The organism is Pedobacter sp. (assembly GCF_965227205.1).
Lineage (GTDB): Bacteria > Bacteroidota > Bacteroidia > Sphingobacteriales > Sphingobacteriaceae > Pedobacter.
On the sequence record NZ_OZ245727.1, the window covers coordinates 4,688,685 to 4,707,144 of the forward strand.

General features: G+C 38.8%; 10 protein-coding genes, 2 tRNA genes and 3 rRNA genes. 11 read left to right on the plus strand and 4 right to left on the minus strand.

The window, feature by feature from the left end; translation table 11 throughout:
* Positions 1-37 precede the first annotated feature (37 nt).
* From ACO05K_RS20435 to ACO05K_RS20445, 3 genes are all read right to left on the minus strand, one after another.
* On the minus strand, positions 38-808 hold the full coding sequence (locus ACO05K_RS20435) for a TPM domain-containing protein (RefSeq protein WP_421946224.1): 771 nt from the start codon (positions 806-808) through the stop codon (positions 38-40).
* A 3-nt stretch (positions 809-811) separates the two neighbouring features.
* Complete coding sequence (locus ACO05K_RS20440) at positions 812-1,255, minus strand: TPM domain-containing protein (RefSeq protein ID WP_421946225.1); 444 nt, start codon at positions 1,253-1,255, stop codon at positions 812-814.
* 86 nt (positions 1,256-1,341) lie between these two features.
* Positions 1,342-1,923, minus strand: a complete 582-nt coding sequence (locus tag ACO05K_RS20445; protein WP_316762513.1) for a LemA family protein — start codon at positions 1,921-1,923, stop codon at positions 1,342-1,344.
* Between the two features lie 342 nt (positions 1,924-2,265).
* Here ACO05K_RS20445 and ACO05K_RS20450 point away from each other — a divergent pair, with 342 nt between their 5' ends.
* The 9 genes from ACO05K_RS20450 (at position 2,266) to rrf (ending at position 12,598) form a co-directional block, all read left to right on the plus strand.
* The gene (locus ACO05K_RS20450) at positions 2,266-3,399 is read left to right on the plus strand and encodes a WG repeat-containing protein (RefSeq protein ID WP_421946226.1); all 1,134 of its coding nucleotides are present in this window, start codon (positions 2,266-2,268) and stop codon (positions 3,397-3,399) included.
* A gap of 58 nt (positions 3,400-3,457) precedes the next feature.
* Positions 3,458-4,999, plus strand: coding sequence for an NAD(P)/FAD-dependent oxidoreductase (locus ACO05K_RS20455; protein WP_421946227.1), 1,542 nt, complete (start codon positions 3,458-3,460; stop codon positions 4,997-4,999).
* A gap of 33 nt (positions 5,000-5,032) precedes the next feature.
* Entirely contained in the window at positions 5,033-5,500 is a 468-nt protein-coding gene (locus ACO05K_RS20460; RefSeq protein WP_421946228.1) for a DinB family protein, read from the plus strand.
* A gap of 6 nt (positions 5,501-5,506) precedes the next feature.
* Positions 5,507-5,866 carry a CoA-binding protein gene (locus ACO05K_RS20465; protein WP_421946229.1) on the plus strand — a complete coding sequence of 120 codons (360 nt, stop codon included), beginning with the start codon at positions 5,507-5,509 and terminating at the stop codon, positions 5,864-5,866.
* Between the two features lie 1,242 nt (positions 5,867-7,108).
* Positions 7,109-8,630: ribosomal RNA gene (locus ACO05K_RS20470) — 16S ribosomal RNA — on the plus strand.
* A gap of 282 nt (positions 8,631-8,912) precedes the next feature.
* Positions 8,913-8,987: transfer RNA gene (locus tag ACO05K_RS20475), tRNA-Ile, on the plus strand.
* A 17-nt stretch (positions 8,988-9,004) separates the two neighbouring features.
* Positions 9,005-9,081: transfer RNA gene (locus tag ACO05K_RS20480), tRNA-Ala, on the plus strand.
* Positions 9,082-9,464: 383 nt separating this feature from the next.
* Positions 9,465-12,341: ribosomal RNA gene (locus ACO05K_RS20485) — 23S ribosomal RNA — on the plus strand.
* 145 nt (positions 12,342-12,486) lie between these two features.
* A 5S ribosomal RNA gene (gene rrf, locus ACO05K_RS20490) occupies positions 12,487-12,598 on the plus strand.
* Together the 16S, 23S and 5S rRNA genes with 2 tRNA genes alongside form the textbook arrangement of a ribosomal RNA operon.
* A gap of 568 nt (positions 12,599-13,166) precedes the next feature.
* Here the strand turns inward: rrf and ACO05K_RS20495 are convergent.
* Entirely contained in the window at positions 13,167-13,352 is a 186-nt protein-coding gene (locus ACO05K_RS20495) for a thermonuclease family protein (protein ID WP_421946230.1), read from the minus strand.
* A gap of 495 nt (positions 13,353-13,847) precedes the next feature.
* On the opposite strand from ACO05K_RS20495, the gene ACO05K_RS20500 reads away from it, so the two are divergent.
* Positions 13,848-16,955 carry a SusC/RagA family TonB-linked outer membrane protein gene (locus tag ACO05K_RS20500; protein WP_421946231.1) on the plus strand — a complete coding sequence of 1,036 codons (3,108 nt, stop codon included), beginning with the start codon at positions 13,848-13,850 and terminating at the stop codon, positions 16,953-16,955.
* An 18-nt stretch (positions 16,956-16,973) separates the two neighbouring features.
* Entirely contained in the window at positions 16,974-18,410 is a 1,437-nt protein-coding gene (locus ACO05K_RS20505; RefSeq protein WP_421946232.1) for a RagB/SusD family nutrient uptake outer membrane protein, read from the plus strand.
* Positions 18,411-18,460 lie beyond the last annotated feature (50 nt).

Here is an 18,460-nt window from a genome sequence, read left to right on the forward strand (position 1 = left end):
AGTTCTCACTAAACAACTAAACAACTAAACAACTAAACTACCAGCTTCCGCTAGATCCACCTCCTCCGAAGCTTCCGCCACCGAAACCGCCAAATCCACCACCGCCAGATGAGCCTCCACCGCCCCAGCTACTTCCGCCTCCGCCACGGCCACTTCCGCCAAAAAGCATAGCCCAAAATAGTGCATTTGATGCACCACGACTTCCAATGATTTCGCCACCATTACCTCCGCCACCTTTTCGCATAATAATGATAATTACAATTACGATAATGATTATGACTGCGATGCTGCCCGTTCCTCCGCCTTTCGAAGCTTTAGGTTTATCATTTTTATATTCTCCTTTAGTGTATTTTATAATTGAGGTTGTTGCTTCATCAAGTCCGGCATAATAATCACCAGACCTAAAATTGGGTTTAATATCGTTTTCAATAATCCGCTTTGCGTAAATGTCAGGTAAGGCGCCTTCAACACCATAACCTGTTTGAATAGAAATCTTTCTATCGCCAACGGCAACAACAATCATTATTCCGTTGTTTTTGCCACTTTGCCCCACACCCCACTTTCTACCCAATTCTACAGCGTACTCATTTATATCATAGTCGCCTACCGATTTTAAGATAGCAATTGCGATTTGTGTTGATGAAGAATCATCAAAAGCAACCAGTTTACGTTCTAAATTATCTTTTTGTTCTGCTGATAAAACACCAGAATAATCGTTAACAAGTGTATTTGGTTTTGCAGGAAAATCTTGAGCAAAGGCAAATGAAAATAATAAGCAGAAAATTGATAATAGGAATATTTTTTTCATTACTTATTTGGTTTCGTGTTTATCCATGTATACAATATCATTTGGCAACTCATTTATATCTCCGGTTTGGTACGGGAAAAAGAGCGCCAATTTTTCGCCAGCCAAGGCAACGCCGGCAACAATTCCATCTGCAAGGTTTCCTTTTGCAAAATGAGCACTCATTGCAATTTTAGTAGTTTCCCAAAAATTATCAGGCACAAGTCGGTTTATACCGCTATCGCCAATTATGGCAAATTTATGGTCGGCATGGGCCAGATAAATTAAAACTCCATTTCGTTGAGCCGTTTTATCCATATCTAACTTAGCAAAATATTCCGTAGCTGTCTGGTAGGCATCGCTTTCGCAATGCTTATCTATGGCAATTCTAATTTCTCCTGATGTAGCCTTTTCAGCCTCAGCTATTGCATGCGCAATTTTATCTTGTTCAATATCAGAAAATAATGACATGATTATATTTTAGATTTAATTAAAAAGGGCAATAGATATTTAATTGAATAAACACCTATTACCCTGAAATGTTATTTACCAGAATTTTAAAATTCTACTTTAGGTGCGTCTTTCGCTGTCGCATCAGCTTCAAAATAACCTTTAGCCTTAAAGCCAAACATACCTGCGGTTAAATTATTTGGAAAAGATCTGATTTTACCGTTGTATTCCTGCACAGCATCATTAAAATCTTTGCGGGCTACTGTAATTCTATTCTCAGTACTTTCTAATTGTGCAGATAAATCGCTGAATTGTTGCGTGGCTCTTAATTCCGGATAAGCTTCAGTAATCGATAATAATTTACCTAAAGCCTGGCTTAACTGACCTTGAGCTGCCTGATATTTTTGAATGTTTTCAGGTGTTAAATCATCAGCCTTAACTGTCATTTGTGTAGCTTTTGCTCTGGCTTCTACTACTGCAGTTAATGTTCCTTGTTCAAATTTTGCTGCACCTTTAACAGTACTTACTAAATTCGGAATTAAATCCGCTCTTCTTTGATATTGGGTTTGAACAGTTCCCCATTTAGATTTTACATTTTCATCAAGCTTAACCATGCTGTTATATCCGCATGAACTTAAAGTGCTTACTGCAATAACAGCAGCTAAAATTCCAAATACTAATCTTTTCATTTTTATGGTTTTTGTTTTTTGATTCAATCGAATTTTATTCAATTTACATGTTTGATATCAAATTGCATGCCTTTGTTACAATAGCTTAAAATTAGTCTAAAATTATTTTCATTAATCTATATAAATTTCTTTTTTATTCAGAACTTTGAAGCATCAATTAGCATCCATCATACTCCCTAGGGTTTCATGTTTTTTGCTGTACAAAAGCAAATTATTTTAATAAAGTATTAATTTATACATTTTTAATGAAACAAATCGCAATTATTTTCTCTCTATTTTTATGTTATAATATAGCAAAATGCTCAACGTTTTTATCAAACCAGCCAAAATGGCAAAATTGGTTTGTTAAATTATAGCGGCAATATTTTAGCTCCAAATCTTTACGATTACTTTGGCGAATTTAGTGAAGGGTTAATGCCTGCAAAAATTAACGGAAAGTATGGATACCTTAATGCACTTGGAAAGATGGTAATTAAACCTACTTTCGAATACGCTGATGAGTTTAAAGGAAATTTTGCTGTCGTAAGCCGTGGCGATAAGTATGGGCTAATTAACAAAACTGGAAAATTAGTGTTTCCTGTAGAATATAATAATATCATTATCATTGAAGATAGAACTATTATTGCTACTAAGAATGGTAGGAAATATGTAATTGATAAAAATGGTAAGCAACTATTTTCTCTTCCATATGAATCTATTCTTCCATACTACGCCAATTTGGCTGTTATTAAAAATAATGGAAAATACGGTTTGATAGATAGAAAAGGTACACTGCTTATCAAACCAAAATACCATTACTTAAACGATTTTTACAACGGGTTTTCTGCCGGATTTTCTTTTGACGATAAAAAGATGGGGTTAATTACTGCGAAAGAGCAAGTATTAATTGAGCCAATAAACGACTTCGTATTTGCACACAAAGACGGATTAGTTTACTTAACTAACAATAAATTAAAAGGCTTAGCCGATAAAAATGGTAAAATTTTGCTTCCTGTTGAATATAATGACATTGAGCAAATGCAAGATGGATTAATAAAAGTAACGGAAAATAAAAAATGTGGTTTTGCCAACGCAAGTGGAGAGTTGGTTATCCCATTAATTTACGATGAAGCAGGAAATTTTTCTGAAGGACTTGCTCCCGTGCTAAAAGGAGGTTTTTGGAGTTTTATTGATAAAACTGGTGAAACTAAAATAAAAGGAAACTTTATTGGTGTAATGATGGGATTTAAAGATGGTTATGCCGCTTTCGGAAAACGTGATTATTCATCGGGCGCACATTACACAACTGATTTGTGGGGGATTATAGATAAAACTGGAACGATAGTCATTTCAAATAAATATTACTCTGTTGGTATACCTTACAAAGGATTTTTGGCGGTTGAAAAGGGAGGGAAAAGCTATCTAATTAATATGAAAGAGGAAATTGTTGCCGAATTAAAACATGATGAACAACCTGTGCAATTAATGGGAAATTAATTTCAATTCATAATTTTGTATTTTTGAAAATTATCAGGATAAAAACCTGACAAGTTGTATGCAAAAAGATATAGAAATTACGCTGCTCCCGCATCAGGTAGAGCAAACTGAGGTGATAAACCAAAAGTTAGAAGAAGCATTAAAAGTACCTCAAAATCGTATAAAGGGCTTTGAGGTTTTAAAAAGATCTATCGACGCCCGTTCTAGAAAAGTAATTTACCGCCTTCAGATAAAAGTTTATATTGATGAAAATCCTGAGGTAGAAATTAATACAGTAAACTATCAAAATGTTAGTAATGCAAAACCTGTATTAATTATTGGCGCTGGTCCGGCCGGCTTATTCGCTGCATTGCAGTGTATAGAAAATGGATTAAAACCAATAATAATAGAACGAGGTAAAGATGTTAAGCAACGAAGAAGAGATTTAGCTGCCATCAACAAGCATGGAGTTGTAAATACTGAATCAAATTATTGCTATGGGGAAGGTGGAGCAGGAACTTACTCTGATGGGAAATTATACACACGCTCAAATAAGCGTGGCGATATAAATAAAGTATTACAGGTTTTTGTAGATCATGGTGCCGAAAAGGATATTATTATCGATGCCCGTCCACATATCGGAACCAACAAATTACCTCATATCATTACCTCTATAAAAGGAACCATATTAAATGCCGGTGGCGAAGTGATATTCGATAGCCAGATGACGGATATTATAATCGAATTTGGTAAGATTAAAGGCATCGAAATAAATTTTGAAGATAAACTCTATGGAGACAATGTAATCCTTGCAACAGGTCATTCTGCGAGAGATGTGTACGAGTTACTAAACAGTAAAAACATTTTAATCGAAGCAAAACCATTTGCTTTGGGCGTTCGTATAGAGCATCCTCAGCAAATAATCGATTCTGCTCAATATCATTGCGACACACGTTCAGAATTTTTACCACCTGCATATTATAGTTTAGTAGAACAAGTTGGCGCTCGTGGTGTATTTTCTTTTTGTATGTGTCCTGGTGGAATTATCGCACCTTGCGCCACAGGCGAAAATGAAATCGTGGTCAATGGTTGGTCTCCTTCTAAGAGGAATAATCCTTATGCAAATTCTGGTACCGTAGTTCAAGTAACCTTAAATGATGTTCTAGGTTATGAGCCATTAAGAATGCTGAATTTTCAATCCGAAATAGAAAAACTAGCATTCGAAGCTGGTGGCGGAAATTTAGTTGCACCTGCACAACGTATGGTAGATTTTGTAAACAACAAGCTTTCTATCGATTTACCTAAAAATTCTTACTTACCTGGAACCAAAAGTGTAATGCTCGATAATATTTTACCTTCATTTGTTTCAGATAGTTTAAAATCAGCACTTCCGCTTTTTGGCAAGAAAATAAGAGGTTATTATACCAATGAAGCAATTTTAGTTGGCGTAGAAAGCAGAACTTCATCTCCGGTTCGCATTCCCCGCGATAAAGAAACCTATCAGCATCCGCAAATTAAAGGTTTATACCCTTGTGCAGAAGGTGCAGGTTACGCAGGCGGAATTGTTTCTGCAGCAATTGATGGAATTAACTGCGCAAATGCAATCCTAAATGCAAAATAACAAACATTGTATAGGCTGAGTTGTTCTATACACATGTTTAATATCACTGGCGAAATAAAAAAATCTTTTAATGGAGATGCATGGCATGGCAATCATGTAATGCAAACACTTAATAATGTATTGCCAGAAAACGCATTTAAACATTTCATTCCAAATGCACATTCAATAGCAGAAATCGCTTTGCATTTAACAGCGTGGACAGAAGAGGTTACTTCCAGACTAATGGGAAACGCTGCGGCAGAACCTCAAATGGGTGATTGGCCTGTTCCTACAGAAACCTCTGCACAAGCATGGGAAAAAATTATCTTCAACTTTAAAATCGCAAATGAAGAATTAATTCGATTTTGCGAAATAATTAAAGAAGCGCAATGGAACGATGAAATTGAAGAATCCTTAAATCCTACAATTGCCAATAAGATTACAAATGTTGAGCTATTAAACGGACTCATTCAGCATCATGCTTACCATTCAGGTCAAATTGCGCTACTTTCTAAATTTTAACATAAAATGAAAAAAACATTAATTATAGGTGCCTCTCCAGATTCTTCACGTTATGCGTACAAAGCGGCACATATGTTAACCAGGTTCAACCACGAAATTGTTAATGTTGGTATTAAGCGCGGTGAAGTTGCTGGTGTCGAGATCGAAAACCAAGGCGATGTACATTCAGATATTGATACTATAACCTTATATATCGGCCCCGCATTGCAACCTCAGTATTACGATTATATTTTAGATACAAAGCCAAAACGTGTTATTTTTAACCCAGGTACTGAGAATTTTGAACTCGAAAAACTATTAGATCAACATAACATCGAACCAATGCGGGCTTGTACACTAGTTCTTTTAAGTACAGGTCAATATTAAATAATTAGTAAATCAGGTTCCGGTTTTCCAATTACCGTTCGTCCCGCCCTTTATTCCAAATCCTAGGTTCGCTGCGCTCTCCTTGCGGGTTTTCCATTGCGGTCGGGTTTATTTTACTTCTTTTGGTGTTCCAATTTACGGTTGCAGGTTACAAACACCAGCCAATTGCCGGATTGTTCTATTGTTTGAATGTTAAGCCTGTAATTAGCAAACCAAATTACCACATTTAGATGTCCTGACGTATCTAGATGAAAAAAATTGCCATCAAACTAAAATCCCTTTAAACCTCCCTTATTTACCTGCATGAAATTTTTTAATAACTAAATTGCACCCAATCTATATGTCCTTATATGTCTTATATGGTTAAAAAACTAAGCCGCATCCAGTATACAATCGCTATACTTAGCTGTTCTAAGATGTCTTAGATGGTAAAAACTTGTTTCCGAAGCAACAAAATCCTTTTCAATCTGCGATATTTATCTGCGTAAATCAGTGGGAAAGCCTTTAAGCGTAATACAAAAACATCTTTTTCAAAAGAAGAAAACCCGTCGAAACAAACTTTATGGTTAAAAAGTTTTACAGGGGCATGATTTTTTCTCGCTGAAATCCATGTACTTATGTGCAATCTATGAAATAAAAGCGGTGCAGGCTTTTCACAAACCAATAATTTTTCTACTTTTGCAACCCGCTTCGGAGGAAGAGGGGTTGAGAATGAGAGACTGAAATCACTAGAAATTATTTTCAAATAAAATTTGGTGATTGATAAAAGTTTTCTACTTTTGCAACCCGCTTCGGAAGGAAGCAGGCGTCCTGAAAAGGACAAATATTGAAGAGAGGGATTAAGAAGAAAAAGGCGGCGAAAAAATAAAATTTATTTTATTTGGAAGTTAAAAAAAGATTCTTACCTTTGCACTCCCAACCGAAAGGAAGGGTAAAAAAAATCAGAACGGCGGATGTCGGGAAGAAGATAAAAACAAGATTGAAACGGAAGAAACTGAAGAAGGACGAATAAGACCATCTGAAACTGAAACCCGAAGATATATAAAAGGCCGCCGCGAGGTACCGAGCCGAATAAGTTCTTAAAAGAGATGTCAATGTAGCGCAAGCGGGGTAATGAAGTACGGATTCAAGTACAGAGTACCGAAGCTTGATTTTAAAGTCAATGTCTGACAGACATAATTAAAAAAAAGAAGACTATTTTTAACGATAGTTAAAACTGGTCAGAATCTTACAACACATTTTACAATGGAGAGTTTGATCCTGGCTCAGGATGAACGCTAGCGGCAGGCCTAATACATGCAAGTCGAACGATAGATAAGAGCTTGCTTTTATCGAAAGTGGCGCACGGGTGCGTAACGCGTATGCAACCTACCTTAATCAGGGGGATAGCCCGAAGAAATTCGGATTAACACCGCATAAAAACACAGAGTAGCATTACTCAATGTTCAAATATTTATAGGATTAAGATGGGCATGCGTGTCATTAGCTAGTTGGCGGGGTAACGGCCCACCAAGGCGACGATGACTAGGGGATCTGAGAGGATGACCCCCCACACTGGTACTGAGACACGGACCAGACTCCTACGGGAGGCAGCAGTAAGGAATATTGGTCAATGGAGGCAACTCTGAACCAGCCATGCCGCGTGCAGGAAGACTGCCCTATGGGTTGTAAACTGCTTTTATCTGGGAATAAACCTTTCTACGTGTAGAGAGCTGAATGTACCAGAAGAATAAGGATCGGCTAACTCCGTGCCAGCAGCCGCGGTAATACGGAGGATCCAAGCGTTATCCGGATTTATTGGGTTTAAAGGGTGCGTAGGCGGCCTGTTAAGTCAGAGGTGAAAGACGGTAGCTCAACTATCGCAGTGCCTTTGATACTGATGGGCTTGAATAAACTAGAGGTAGGCGGAATGAGACAAGTAGCGGTGAAATGCATAGATATGTCTCAGAACACCGATTGCGAAGGCAGCTTACTATGGTTTTATTGACGCTGAGGCACGAAAGCGTGGGGATCAAACAGGATTAGATACCCTGGTAGTCCACGCCCTAAACGATGAATACTCGCTGTTAGCGATATACAGTTAGCGGCTAAGCGAAAGCGTTAAGTATTCCACCTGGGGAGTACGCTCGCAAGAGTGAAACTCAAAGGAATTGACGGGGGCCCGCACAAGCGGAGGAGCATGTGGTTTAATTCGATGATACGCGAGGAACCTTACCCGGGCTTGAAAGTTAGTGAATTATTCAGAGATGAATAAGTGAGCAATCACACGAAACTAGGTGCTGCATGGCTGTCGTCAGCTCGTGCCGTGAGGTGTTGGGTTAAGTCCCGCAACGAGCGCAACCCCTATGTTTAGTTGCCAGCATGTAATGATGGGGACTCTAAACAGACTGCCTGTGCAAACAGAGAGGAAGGAGGGGACGACGTCAAGTCATCATGGCCCTTACGTCCGGGGCTACACACGTGCTACAATGGATGGTACAGAGGGCAGCTAGCTAGCAATAGTATGCGAATCTCACAAAGCCATTCACAGTTCGGATTGGGGTCTGCAACTCGACCCCATGAAGTTGGATTCGCTAGTAATCGCGTATCAGCAATGACGCGGTGAATACGTTCCCGGGCCTTGTACACACCGCCCGTCAAGCCATGGAAGTTGGGGGTACCTAAAGTATGTAACCGTAAGGAGCGTCCTAGGGTAAAACCGATAACTGGGGCTAAGTCGTAACAAGGTAGCCGTACCGGAAGGTGCGGCTGGAATACCTCCTTTCTGGAGCAGAGTTGACTACTCGCTGCGCAACATGATACTCTAATAAGTTATAGGTTGATGAGTTATAAGTTATACGTTGATAAAACGTAAGACTAAATAACAAACCAACGAAATAACTAAGACACTAAAAGAAGAAACACCCAAAAGATTGAAGCACTTAGTTGCACTAACGAATCTTTGAGAGGCGAGATTAAATTGAATTACGAATTTTGATTTACGATTTACGAATGCTGTAGCGATATACAAATCTAAAATCGTCAATCAATAAATCTAAAATCAAATAGTCCCGTAGCTCAGCCTGGTTAGAGCACTACACTGATAATGTAGGGGTCTCCAGTTCAAATCTGGACGGGACTACAATAATCAAATCCTTTGGGGGATTAGCTCAGCTGGCTAGAGCGCCTGCCTTGCACGCAGGAGGTCAACGGTTCGACTCCGTTATTCTCCACCATTAAGCTGTAAAGCTTAAAGATAAAAGCAGAAAGCTTTTAAAAAACATAATACGATTACCGGGATAGGTAAACTACATTGACATAACTGAAGAAAATAGGAAACGCCATAGGGGCACAAGAAACGGTTCGAGCCCGCAGTTTTTTACTCATCACCCGAACCTGGTACAAAAGGTTTGCGCAAATAGCTAAAGGTATTAATACTTTAAGCGGGGATTGAAAAGTTCTTTGACATATTGGAAGAAGTTAAAAAAGAAGAGCAAACAACAATAGGCGACTGTTGTGTTTGTGTTCACCACTCAAATGAGCAATCAGATGAATGGTATGAGACATCATAACAAGAGCAAAAAAAGCATACTATACGGCGCAAAAGGCGTATAAGTAGAAGAAAGTAAGAAAGAGTACACGGGGGATGCCTTGGCTCTCAGAGGCGATGAAGGACGTGATAAGCTGCGATAAGCTTCGGGTATTTGCAAATAGGAATTAATCCGAAGATTTCCGAATGGGGCAACCCGGCTGGTTGAAGACCAGTCACATATAATGAGCAAACCTGCCGAACTGAAACATCTAAGTAAGCAGAGGAAGAGAAAATAATAATGATTTCCTGAGTAGTGGCGAGCGAAAGGGAAAGAGCCCAAACCTACTTTGTTACGGCAAAGTGGGGGTTGTAGGACTACGATGTGGTATTAACAAACAGAAGTGGAACGGGATGGGAAGCCCGGCGATACATGGTGATAGCCCAGTACACGTATAGAATGTTAGCCTAGTAGTATCCTGAGTACCGCGAGGTCGGAGACGCCTTGTGGGAATCTGCCGGCACCATCCGGTAAGGCTAAATACTCCTGAGAGACCGATAGTGAACCAGTACCGTGAGGGAAAGGTGAAAAGAACCCCGAACAGGGGAGTGAAATAGAACCTGAAACCGTGTACTTACAAGCGGTCGGAGCGTACAAGTTGCGTGACGGCGTGCCTTTTGCATAATGAGCCTACGAGTTACTCTTCTCTGGCAAGGTTAAGTGTTTAAGACACGGATCCGAAGCGAAAGCGAGTCTGAATAGGGCGTATAGTCAGAGGAGGTAGACGCGAAACCTTGTGATCTACCCATGGACAGGTTGAAGGTGCGGTAACACGTACTGGAGGACCGAACCGATAAACGTTGAAAAGTTTCCGGATGATCTGTGGGTAGGGGTGAAAGGCTAATCAAACTGGGAAATAGCTCGTACTCCCCGAAATGTTTTTAGGAACAGCGTGGATATTAAGTTTCATAGAGGTAGAGCTACTGATTGGGTGCGGGGGAGTCAAATCCTACCAAATCCAGACAAACTCCGAATGCTATGAAATATGATCTGCAGTGAGGCGCGGGGTGCTAAGGTCACGCGCCGAGAGGGAAAGAACCCAGACCATCAGCTAAGGTCCCCAAGTGTACGCTAAGTTGAACTAACGAGGTCCGATTGCACAGACAGCTAGGATGTTGGCTTGGAAGCAGCCATTCATTTAAAGAGTGCGTAACAGCTCACTAGTCGAGCGATCGGGCATGGATAATAAACGGGCATTAAGTGTATCACCGAAGCTATGGGATTGAAATATATCGGTAGGGGAGCATTCTATATACAGTGAAGGTATCTGGTAATGGGTGCTGGAGTGTATAGAAAAGCAAATGTAGGCATAAGTAACGATAAGGCAGGCGAGAAACCTGCCCACCGAAAGGATAAGGTTTCCTGATCAACGCTAATCGGATCAGGGTTAGTCGGGACCTAAGGAGAACCCGAAGGGGATATTCGATGGACAACTGGTTAATATTCCAGTACTTTTTATAACTGCGATGTGGGGACGGAGTAGTGACACTGCCGCGAACTGACGGAATAGTTCGTTAAAGGTTGTAGGTATTAGGACGGTAGGCAAATCCGCCGACCTAGCTGAAAACTAATAGTACCGCGAGTCTTCGGATGAGTGGATAGAGCAGGTAAACAGACTTCCAAGAAAAACCGCTAAGCTTCAGGTTATAAAAACCCGTACCGCAAACCGACACAGGTATCCGGGAAGAGGATTCTAAGGTGCTCGAGTGAATCATGGCTAAGGAACTCGGCAAAATGGCCCTGTAACTTCGGGAGAAGGGGCGCTGGCAGTAATGTCAGCCGCAGTGAAAAGGCCCAGGCGACTGTTTAACAAAAACACATGGCTTTGCAAAATCGAAAGATGAAGTATAAGGCCTGACACCTGCCCGGTGCTGGAAGGTTAAGAGGGGATGTCATCCGCAAGGAGAAGCATTGAATCGAAGCCCCAGTAAACGGCGGCCGTAACTATAACGGTCCTAAGGTAGCGAAATTCCTTGTCGGGTAAGTTCCGACCTGCACGAATGGTGTAACGATCTGGGCGCTGTCTCAGCCATGAGCTCGGTGAAATTGTGGTCCCGGTGAAGACGCCGGGTACCCGCAACGGGACGGAAAGACCCCATGCACCTTCACTACAATTTAACATTGACATTGGGTACAGGATGTGTAGGATAGGTGGGAGACTATGAAGCGGCGTCGCCAGGCGTCGTGGAGTCAACGTTGAAATACCACCCTTTCTGTATTCGGTGTCTAACTCCACTAAGTGGAGGACATTGTTTGATGGGTAGTTTGACTGGGGTGGTCGCCTCCAAAAAGGTAACGGAGGCTTTCAAAGGTAAGCTCAATACGCTTGGTAACCGTATGAGGAGTGCAATAGCATAAGCTTGCTTGACTGTGAGACCTACAAGTCGATCAGGGTCGAAAGACGGATATAGTGATCCGGTGGTTCTGCATGGAAGGGCCATCGCTCAAAGGATAAAAGGTACGCTGGGGATAACAGGCTGATCTCCCCCAAGAGCTCATATCGACGGGGAGGTTTGGCACCTCGATGTCGGCTCGTCACATCCTGGGGCTGGAGAAGGTCCCAAGGGTTCGGCTGTTCGCCGATTAAAGTGGCACGCGAGCTGGGTTCAGAACGTCGCGAGACAGTTCGGTCCCTATCTGTTGTGGGCGTAGGAATTTTGAGTGGGGCTGACCTTAGTACGAGAGGACCGGGTTGGACTAGCCTCTAGTGAATCTGTTGTTCCGCCAGGGGCATTGCAGAGTAGCTACGCTGGGAATAGATAAGCGCTGAAAGCATCTAAGTGCGAAACTAGCCACGAGATGAGAATTCCATATAGGACCGTAGAAGATGACTACGTTGATAGGTTATAGATGTAAAGCTGGTGACAGCATAGTCGAGTAATACTAATCATCCGAAGCTTTCAAAGCAAACAGACTGTTGTTTGTTCTTCAAAACTTAACTTCTTTCAATAATATGTCATTTGTTTTGGGTATTTGGTTTATCGTTTTTTAGTTGTTTGGATTCTAAACAATAAAACAACCAACCAACTAACCAACTACAATTAAAAACATTTAGGTGCCTATATCGGTGGTGTCCACCTCTTCCCATTCCGAACAGAGAAGTTAAGCCCACCAGAGCCGATGGTACTGCGGTAACACGTGGGAGAGTAGGTCGGTGCCAAATCTTAAAAGAAGAGCCTTGTAACAATTGTTGCAAGGCTTTCTTTGTTTATAACCCTTTTTTGGCAGAGAGCAGAGAGCTTGGAGCTGAAAGTGGAAAGACTAAAGCAGAAAGTACAAAGGCTAAAGCTGAAAGCAGAAAATGCTAATATACCTGACTATCGACAATAAAACCTTCCACTGGTAGACAATGCCCCAGGTACATCTAAATATTTCGTAATGCAATACTGACTATTTATTTCCCGCAGATTGGCACAGATAAAAAACGCAGATTAAAGGGAATTCTGTAAATAAGTTGCAGATTATTTACCACCTAAGATATCTAAGAGCAGCTAAGCGTTGGTGCAGAAGAATCGGTTAATCTGGTTTGAGGTTTCAGGTTGTTAATCGGAGCGCCAAACACTGCCAGCTAAACCTGATAGAAGTGGAAATCCTTTTTGGGTTCACAGGATTTCTATAACTTCTAATCCAATCACCGAAAAGATTGCAACACACAGCAGGGCTTAAGAACCGATGAAAGGATGGCCTTCGTTTGCTAATGGTTTGAGATTACAATTAATAAGATTAAATGGCTATTTCGCTTTTGGCTTTCTCCACTCCCATGGAGCAATAGGGTTTGGCTCTTTCCATAAACCTATCCTGTTTCTTCTGGCATTATTTTCTAATGCCGCATAAGTAACATCGGAAGAATATTTTTTGAAATGCCAGGCCATGCCAAGTTTCACCATTTCCTGATTGACATTTTGTTTATTTATCATTTTGTATTTATATTATTTCAAATAATCTACTGATATTTTTGTTATTGCTCTCAGTTTATATTCTATCAGCTCGTTGCTGATATATTTAATTGATACTTTTTTTAAGTAAATAAGTTTATGTTGAATTTTAATCTAATTATCTCTATAATAAATCTGTGTTATTTTTTTTGAGGGATTAAAAGAAAGGTTTTAGTGTGTTATTTGATTATTTGTCTTTATAATTCATAGATTTTATGAATCTTTGTTTGATTTTATTTAACGTTTATTAATATTGTTGATTACAATTGTGTAATTAACATTTTTTGCGTTGAAATTTTATATTTTTAACCGCTAATTTGATATGGTATTAGTTGGAATTATTAATTATCATTCGAATTTTTGAGTTAATTTTAATAAATGCAAAAATTTTTATTTATGTAAAATTTGCTTTACATAATAATATAATTTAAATTGCATTATTAATTAACTAAAACAATCAAACTAATTTAAATTTTCATGAAAAAACTTCTACAAAGTTTGTTTCTGTTGATTTTTATTGCAGTTTCTGCAGTAGCTCAAAATCGAACAGTAACGGGTAAAGTTACATCAAAGGAAGACGGGTTACCTATTCCGGGTGTAAGTGTAAAATTAACTGGGCAAAAAGGTGGAGCAGTTACCGATGCCGCTGGTAATTTCACAATTAATGTTGCCTCTGGTGCAACAGCAATCGAATTTTCTGCTTTAGGGTATATAGCACAAAAACAAAATTTAACTGGGTCATCAAGTTATAATGTTTCTCTATCGGTTGATAGCAAAGACTTAGATGAGGTATTAGTTGTAGCATATGGAACTGTGAAAAAGGAAAGTTTTACAGGGGCGGCATCAGTTGTTGGCGCAAAAAATATTGCTGATAGACCAAATACATCATTCCAAAAATCTTTACAAGGTGCTGCAGCCGGTGTTCAGGTAACTAGTGTATCAGGACAACCAGGAGCTGCTACTACTGTGAGGGTTCGTGGTGTAGGTTCTATTTCGGCTGGCTCGAGTCCACTTTATGTTATTGATGGAGTTGCGGTAACATCTTCAGGACTTGATTTAACTTCTGTAGCACAGACTGCTGATGTATTATCTTCATTAAATCCTAATGACATCGAATCCGTAACTATTTTAAAGGATGCGTCTGCTTCTGCAATTTATGGTTCAAGAGCTGCAAATGGTGTTGTATTAGTAACTACAAAACAGGGTAAAGCAGGTGCAACTAAATTTAACGCAAGTGTAACCGGAGGATATTCTTATCAAGCGGTAAAAAAACATGAAGTTTTAAATGCTCAGGAATATTATAAAACATATTTCGATGCTTACTACGCTCAAAGAATAGCAGCTGGTTTAGCGCCAGATGCAGCAGCTACGGCTGCAAATACGTTAACTCGAAATAGATTAACTGTTAATCCGTTCAATACTGCTAATCCATTTGTTGCTGGCGGGGCATTAGCTCCTGGAGCTACTTTGCTTTATGATACAAATTGGAGAGATGAAGTATTAAGAAGAGGTCAGAGTAAAGATGTGAATGTATCTGCAAGCGGTGGTAGCGAAAAGCTTAGATACTATGTGTCTGGCGGTTACTTCGATCAAAAAGGTATTGTTATTGGATCTGATTTTAAAAGATATTCAGGTAAATTCAATTTGTCAAATGACGTGAATAAATTTTTCTCATTTGGTATTAATAATACATTAGCCAGTTCAACACAAAATACTCCTGCAGGTGCGGGAGGTGGTGCAAACCCGGTGAGGTTTGGTGATATTGTTTCTAATATCTATACCTTATACGTTAGAGACGCAAGTGGTAATCCTATTTTAGATTCAAATGGTAATCCTTCATACAGTTATGTAAACCCGGTTTCTCCAGATTTTAATCCAGTAGGTTTGAATGATTTGGATACCTATCTTACTAAGATTACACGTATTACTACTACTCCATATGCACAAGTTAAATTCCTTAACGGTTTTACAGCTAAATCAACTGTAGGTTTAGATTATTCTGCAGTTAGAGAAAATCAATTTTATAACTTATTGCATGGAAATGGTGTTGGAGTAAGAGGTAGAGGTTATAGATATTCTAAAGAAGATATCACAACAACATACATTAATACTTTAAATTACAACAAAAGTTTTGGTAAACATAATGTAGATATATTAATTGGTCAGGAAGCGTATCGTAATAAATTTGATCAATTTTCTACTACTGCAACTGGATATGGATTTGCTGGTCAAACAGAATTAGTTTCTGCATCTACTCCAGCAACTGCTACATCATCATTTACAGAAGCAAGGTTCGAATCTTATTTCTCAAGAGCAAATTATGACTATGATGGTAAATATTTTCTATCAGGTAGTTTCAGAAGAGATGGTTTTTCAGCATTTGGTCCGGATAGTAAATTTGGTAATTTCTGGTCAGTTGGTGGTGCATGGAGACTTAAACAAGAGAATTTCTTAAAAGATGTTAGCTTTTTAGACGATTTAAAATTACGTGCTAGTTACGGTGTAACTGGTAATAATGATATTGGCAGGTATGCAGCTCAAGGATTATACTCTTTAGCTAATGCTTATGAAGGACTTTCTGGGATGACTTATAGTCAGCTTGCAAATCAAGATTTAGCATGGGAGCGTAGTAAAACAGCTGAATTTGGTTTAGAATTCTCTGTTTTAAATCGTAGAATTAGTGGTGAAGTCTCTTATTTTAAGAAAAGAACTGATGATTTATTATTTGCAAAACCATTATCAAGAACAACTGGTTTTTCTTCAATAACAACCAATTTGGCATTAATGAATAATGCTGGTATCGAATTGGCTATTAACGCAAGCCCTATCAGAAGTACAGATTTTAACTGGAATATTGCATTCAACATTACAAGGATTAAAAACAAAATTGTTGCCTCTACACAAGATGAAGTTGTTGATGGTACAAAATTAATTAAGGTTGGTGAAGATCGTTATCAGTGGTATTTACGTGAGTATGCAGGTATCGATCAGGCTGATGGTAGAGCAATGTGGTATAGAGATGATGCTAACGGAAATAAAGTTACCACTAAAGTATACGCAGAAGCAAAACAATACTCTGGTTTAGGTTCTGCATTGCCAAAATACTATGGTGGTTTTAATAATACTTTAAACTATAAAGAATTTGATTTAAGTGTATTTACGTACTTCTCATTAGGCGGAAAAGTTTATGATGCATTGTATCAGGCATTAATGCATAATGGTATTACTCCTGGTCAGCAAATGTCAAGAGATGTACTAAACGCATGGTCTGCAACTAATACAACTTCAACAATCCCAAGATTTTTACCTACAGGAAACACAGATTTGTCTAACAGTGCATCAAGCAGATTTTTATTTGATGGTTCGTACATGAGGGTAAAAAATATTTCTCTTGGTTATACTTTGAAAAAAGAATGGGCTAGTAAAGTTAAATTATCAACTGCCCGCTTATTTTTGATGGCTGAAAATCCATTTACATGGGCTAAACATAAAGGATTTGATCCAGAAGCATCAATCGCCGGTACAAGCGATAATGATATTCCAAATATCAAGACGTTTTCAATTGGTTTAAGCGCTGGTTTTTAATTATATAAGAATATTATTATGAAAAAGATAAATAAAATAGGAATCTATAGCGCACTAATTCTTGCTACAAGTTTTAGTGCATGTAAAAAAGATTTTTTAGAAGTAACACCAACAACTGCAATAAATTCTGCTGAAGCATTTTCTTCTCCTGAAAAAATTGCCGCAGCTCTAACCGGAGTTTATGACCTTTCAACAAATGGGTCATATAAATACAACATGATTTTAAATAGTGATGTTAAAGGCGGTGATGTTCTGGTTGTTAGCGGTGCAGGAAACTATAACAGGTTTATCAATGGTTATCAATTTATTGAGAATCCAAGTTCTGTTGAGCCGTCGGATTATTGGACAATTGGTTATAGAATAATTGCAAATGCAAACCAATTTGAATTAAACATACCTACATCATCTTTAGCAGATGCACAGAAAAGTGCTTATTTAGCAGAAACCAGAGCCTTACGTGCTGAAGCTTATTTCTGGCTAGTTCAATGGTATGCTAAGCCATACACATTAGATCCTGAAGCGTTAGGCGTTCCTCTAGTTTTGGCTCCATTAGGTCCTAACGATGCATTGACTGGCAGAGCTAAAGTGAAAGAGGTTTATGCACAAATTCTATCTGATTTTTTATATGCTGAAGCAAATATTCCTGCTAGCAAAACCAGTGTATACAGAATGACTAAAGGTGCTATACAAGGATTTCTTGCAAGAGTTTACTTAACGATGGGTGATTATCCTAATGCAAGTAAATATGCTAAGCTTGCCAGAGTAGGGAAACCTTTAGCTGCTGGTTCGACTTTACTATCTGGTTTTATCAATCCTTCATCAGAATGGATTTACGCATTGAACTCAAGAACAGATGACAATGCCGGATTTATCACAGTAAACTCTTTTTACGATCCATTTGATATTGGTTACTCTAGTTTTAGAGCGGCAGATAATTTCTTTAACTCATTTGCTGCTAATGATATACGTTTGCAACAATTTAAGGTTAATGGTGTAATTGGAGCTAGAAGAGGTCAAGAAGGATTTTTAATTAATAAATTTGACTTCAACACTACTCCAGCTCAAAATCAAGTGATTATCAGATCTTCTGAAATGTATTTGATTGAAGCAGAAGCTGAGGCAAGACAAGGTGTTGCAAATGAGGCAGCGGCAAAAACTGCATTATTAGCTATACAGCAAAGAGCAGGTGTTGCAACTGCAGTGTCAGCAAATACTGGTCAAGCATTAATTAATGAAATTATGACTGAGCGTGGTAAAGAGTTGTATGGTGAAGGTTTTAAATTCCTTGATTTATTAAGAACAAAAACTCCAATTGTTAGAACTGCAGGAAACGGCCACTGGGCACTTGTTAATTTCCAGCCTGGTGATAATAAATTGGCTTTGCCACTTCCTCAAAGTGAGCTAAATGCAAACCCTGTTTTGAAAGGACAACAAAATCCAGGTTATAGCAACTAATTTAATTATTTTAATAATAAAGAGGGTTATCTTCAATTGAAGATAACCCT

Excerpts from the sequence above, each read along its gene's own strand:
- ACO05K_RS20495 (WP_421946230.1), bottom strand. The coding sequence starts at position 13,352 with ATGATAAATAAACAAAATGTCAATCAGGAAATGGTGAAACTTGGCATG.
- ACO05K_RS20460 (WP_421946228.1), top strand. The coding sequence starts at position 5,033 with ATGTTTAATATCACTGGCGAAATAAAAAAATCTTTTAATGGAGATGCA.
- ACO05K_RS20500 (WP_421946231.1), top strand. The coding sequence starts at position 13,848 with ATGAAAAAACTTCTACAAAGTTTGTTTCTGTTGATTTTTATTGCAGTT.
- ACO05K_RS20505 (WP_421946232.1), top strand. The coding sequence starts at position 16,974 with ATGAAAAAGATAAATAAAATAGGAATCTATAGCGCACTAATTCTTGCT.
- ACO05K_RS20435 (WP_421946224.1), bottom strand. The coding sequence starts at position 808 with ATGAAAAAAATATTCCTATTATCAATTTTCTGCTTATTATTTTCATTT.
- ACO05K_RS20465 (WP_421946229.1), top strand. The coding sequence starts at position 5,507 with ATGAAAAAAACATTAATTATAGGTGCCTCTCCAGATTCTTCACGTTAT.
- ACO05K_RS20445 (WP_316762513.1), bottom strand. The coding sequence starts at position 1,923 with ATGAAAAGATTAGTATTTGGAATTTTAGCTGCTGTTATTGCAGTAAGC.
- ACO05K_RS20440 (WP_421946225.1), bottom strand. The coding sequence starts at position 1,255 with ATGTCATTATTTTCTGATATTGAACAAGATAAAATTGCGCATGCAATA.
- ACO05K_RS20455 (WP_421946227.1), top strand. The coding sequence starts at position 3,458 with ATGCAAAAAGATATAGAAATTACGCTGCTCCCGCATCAGGTAGAGCAA.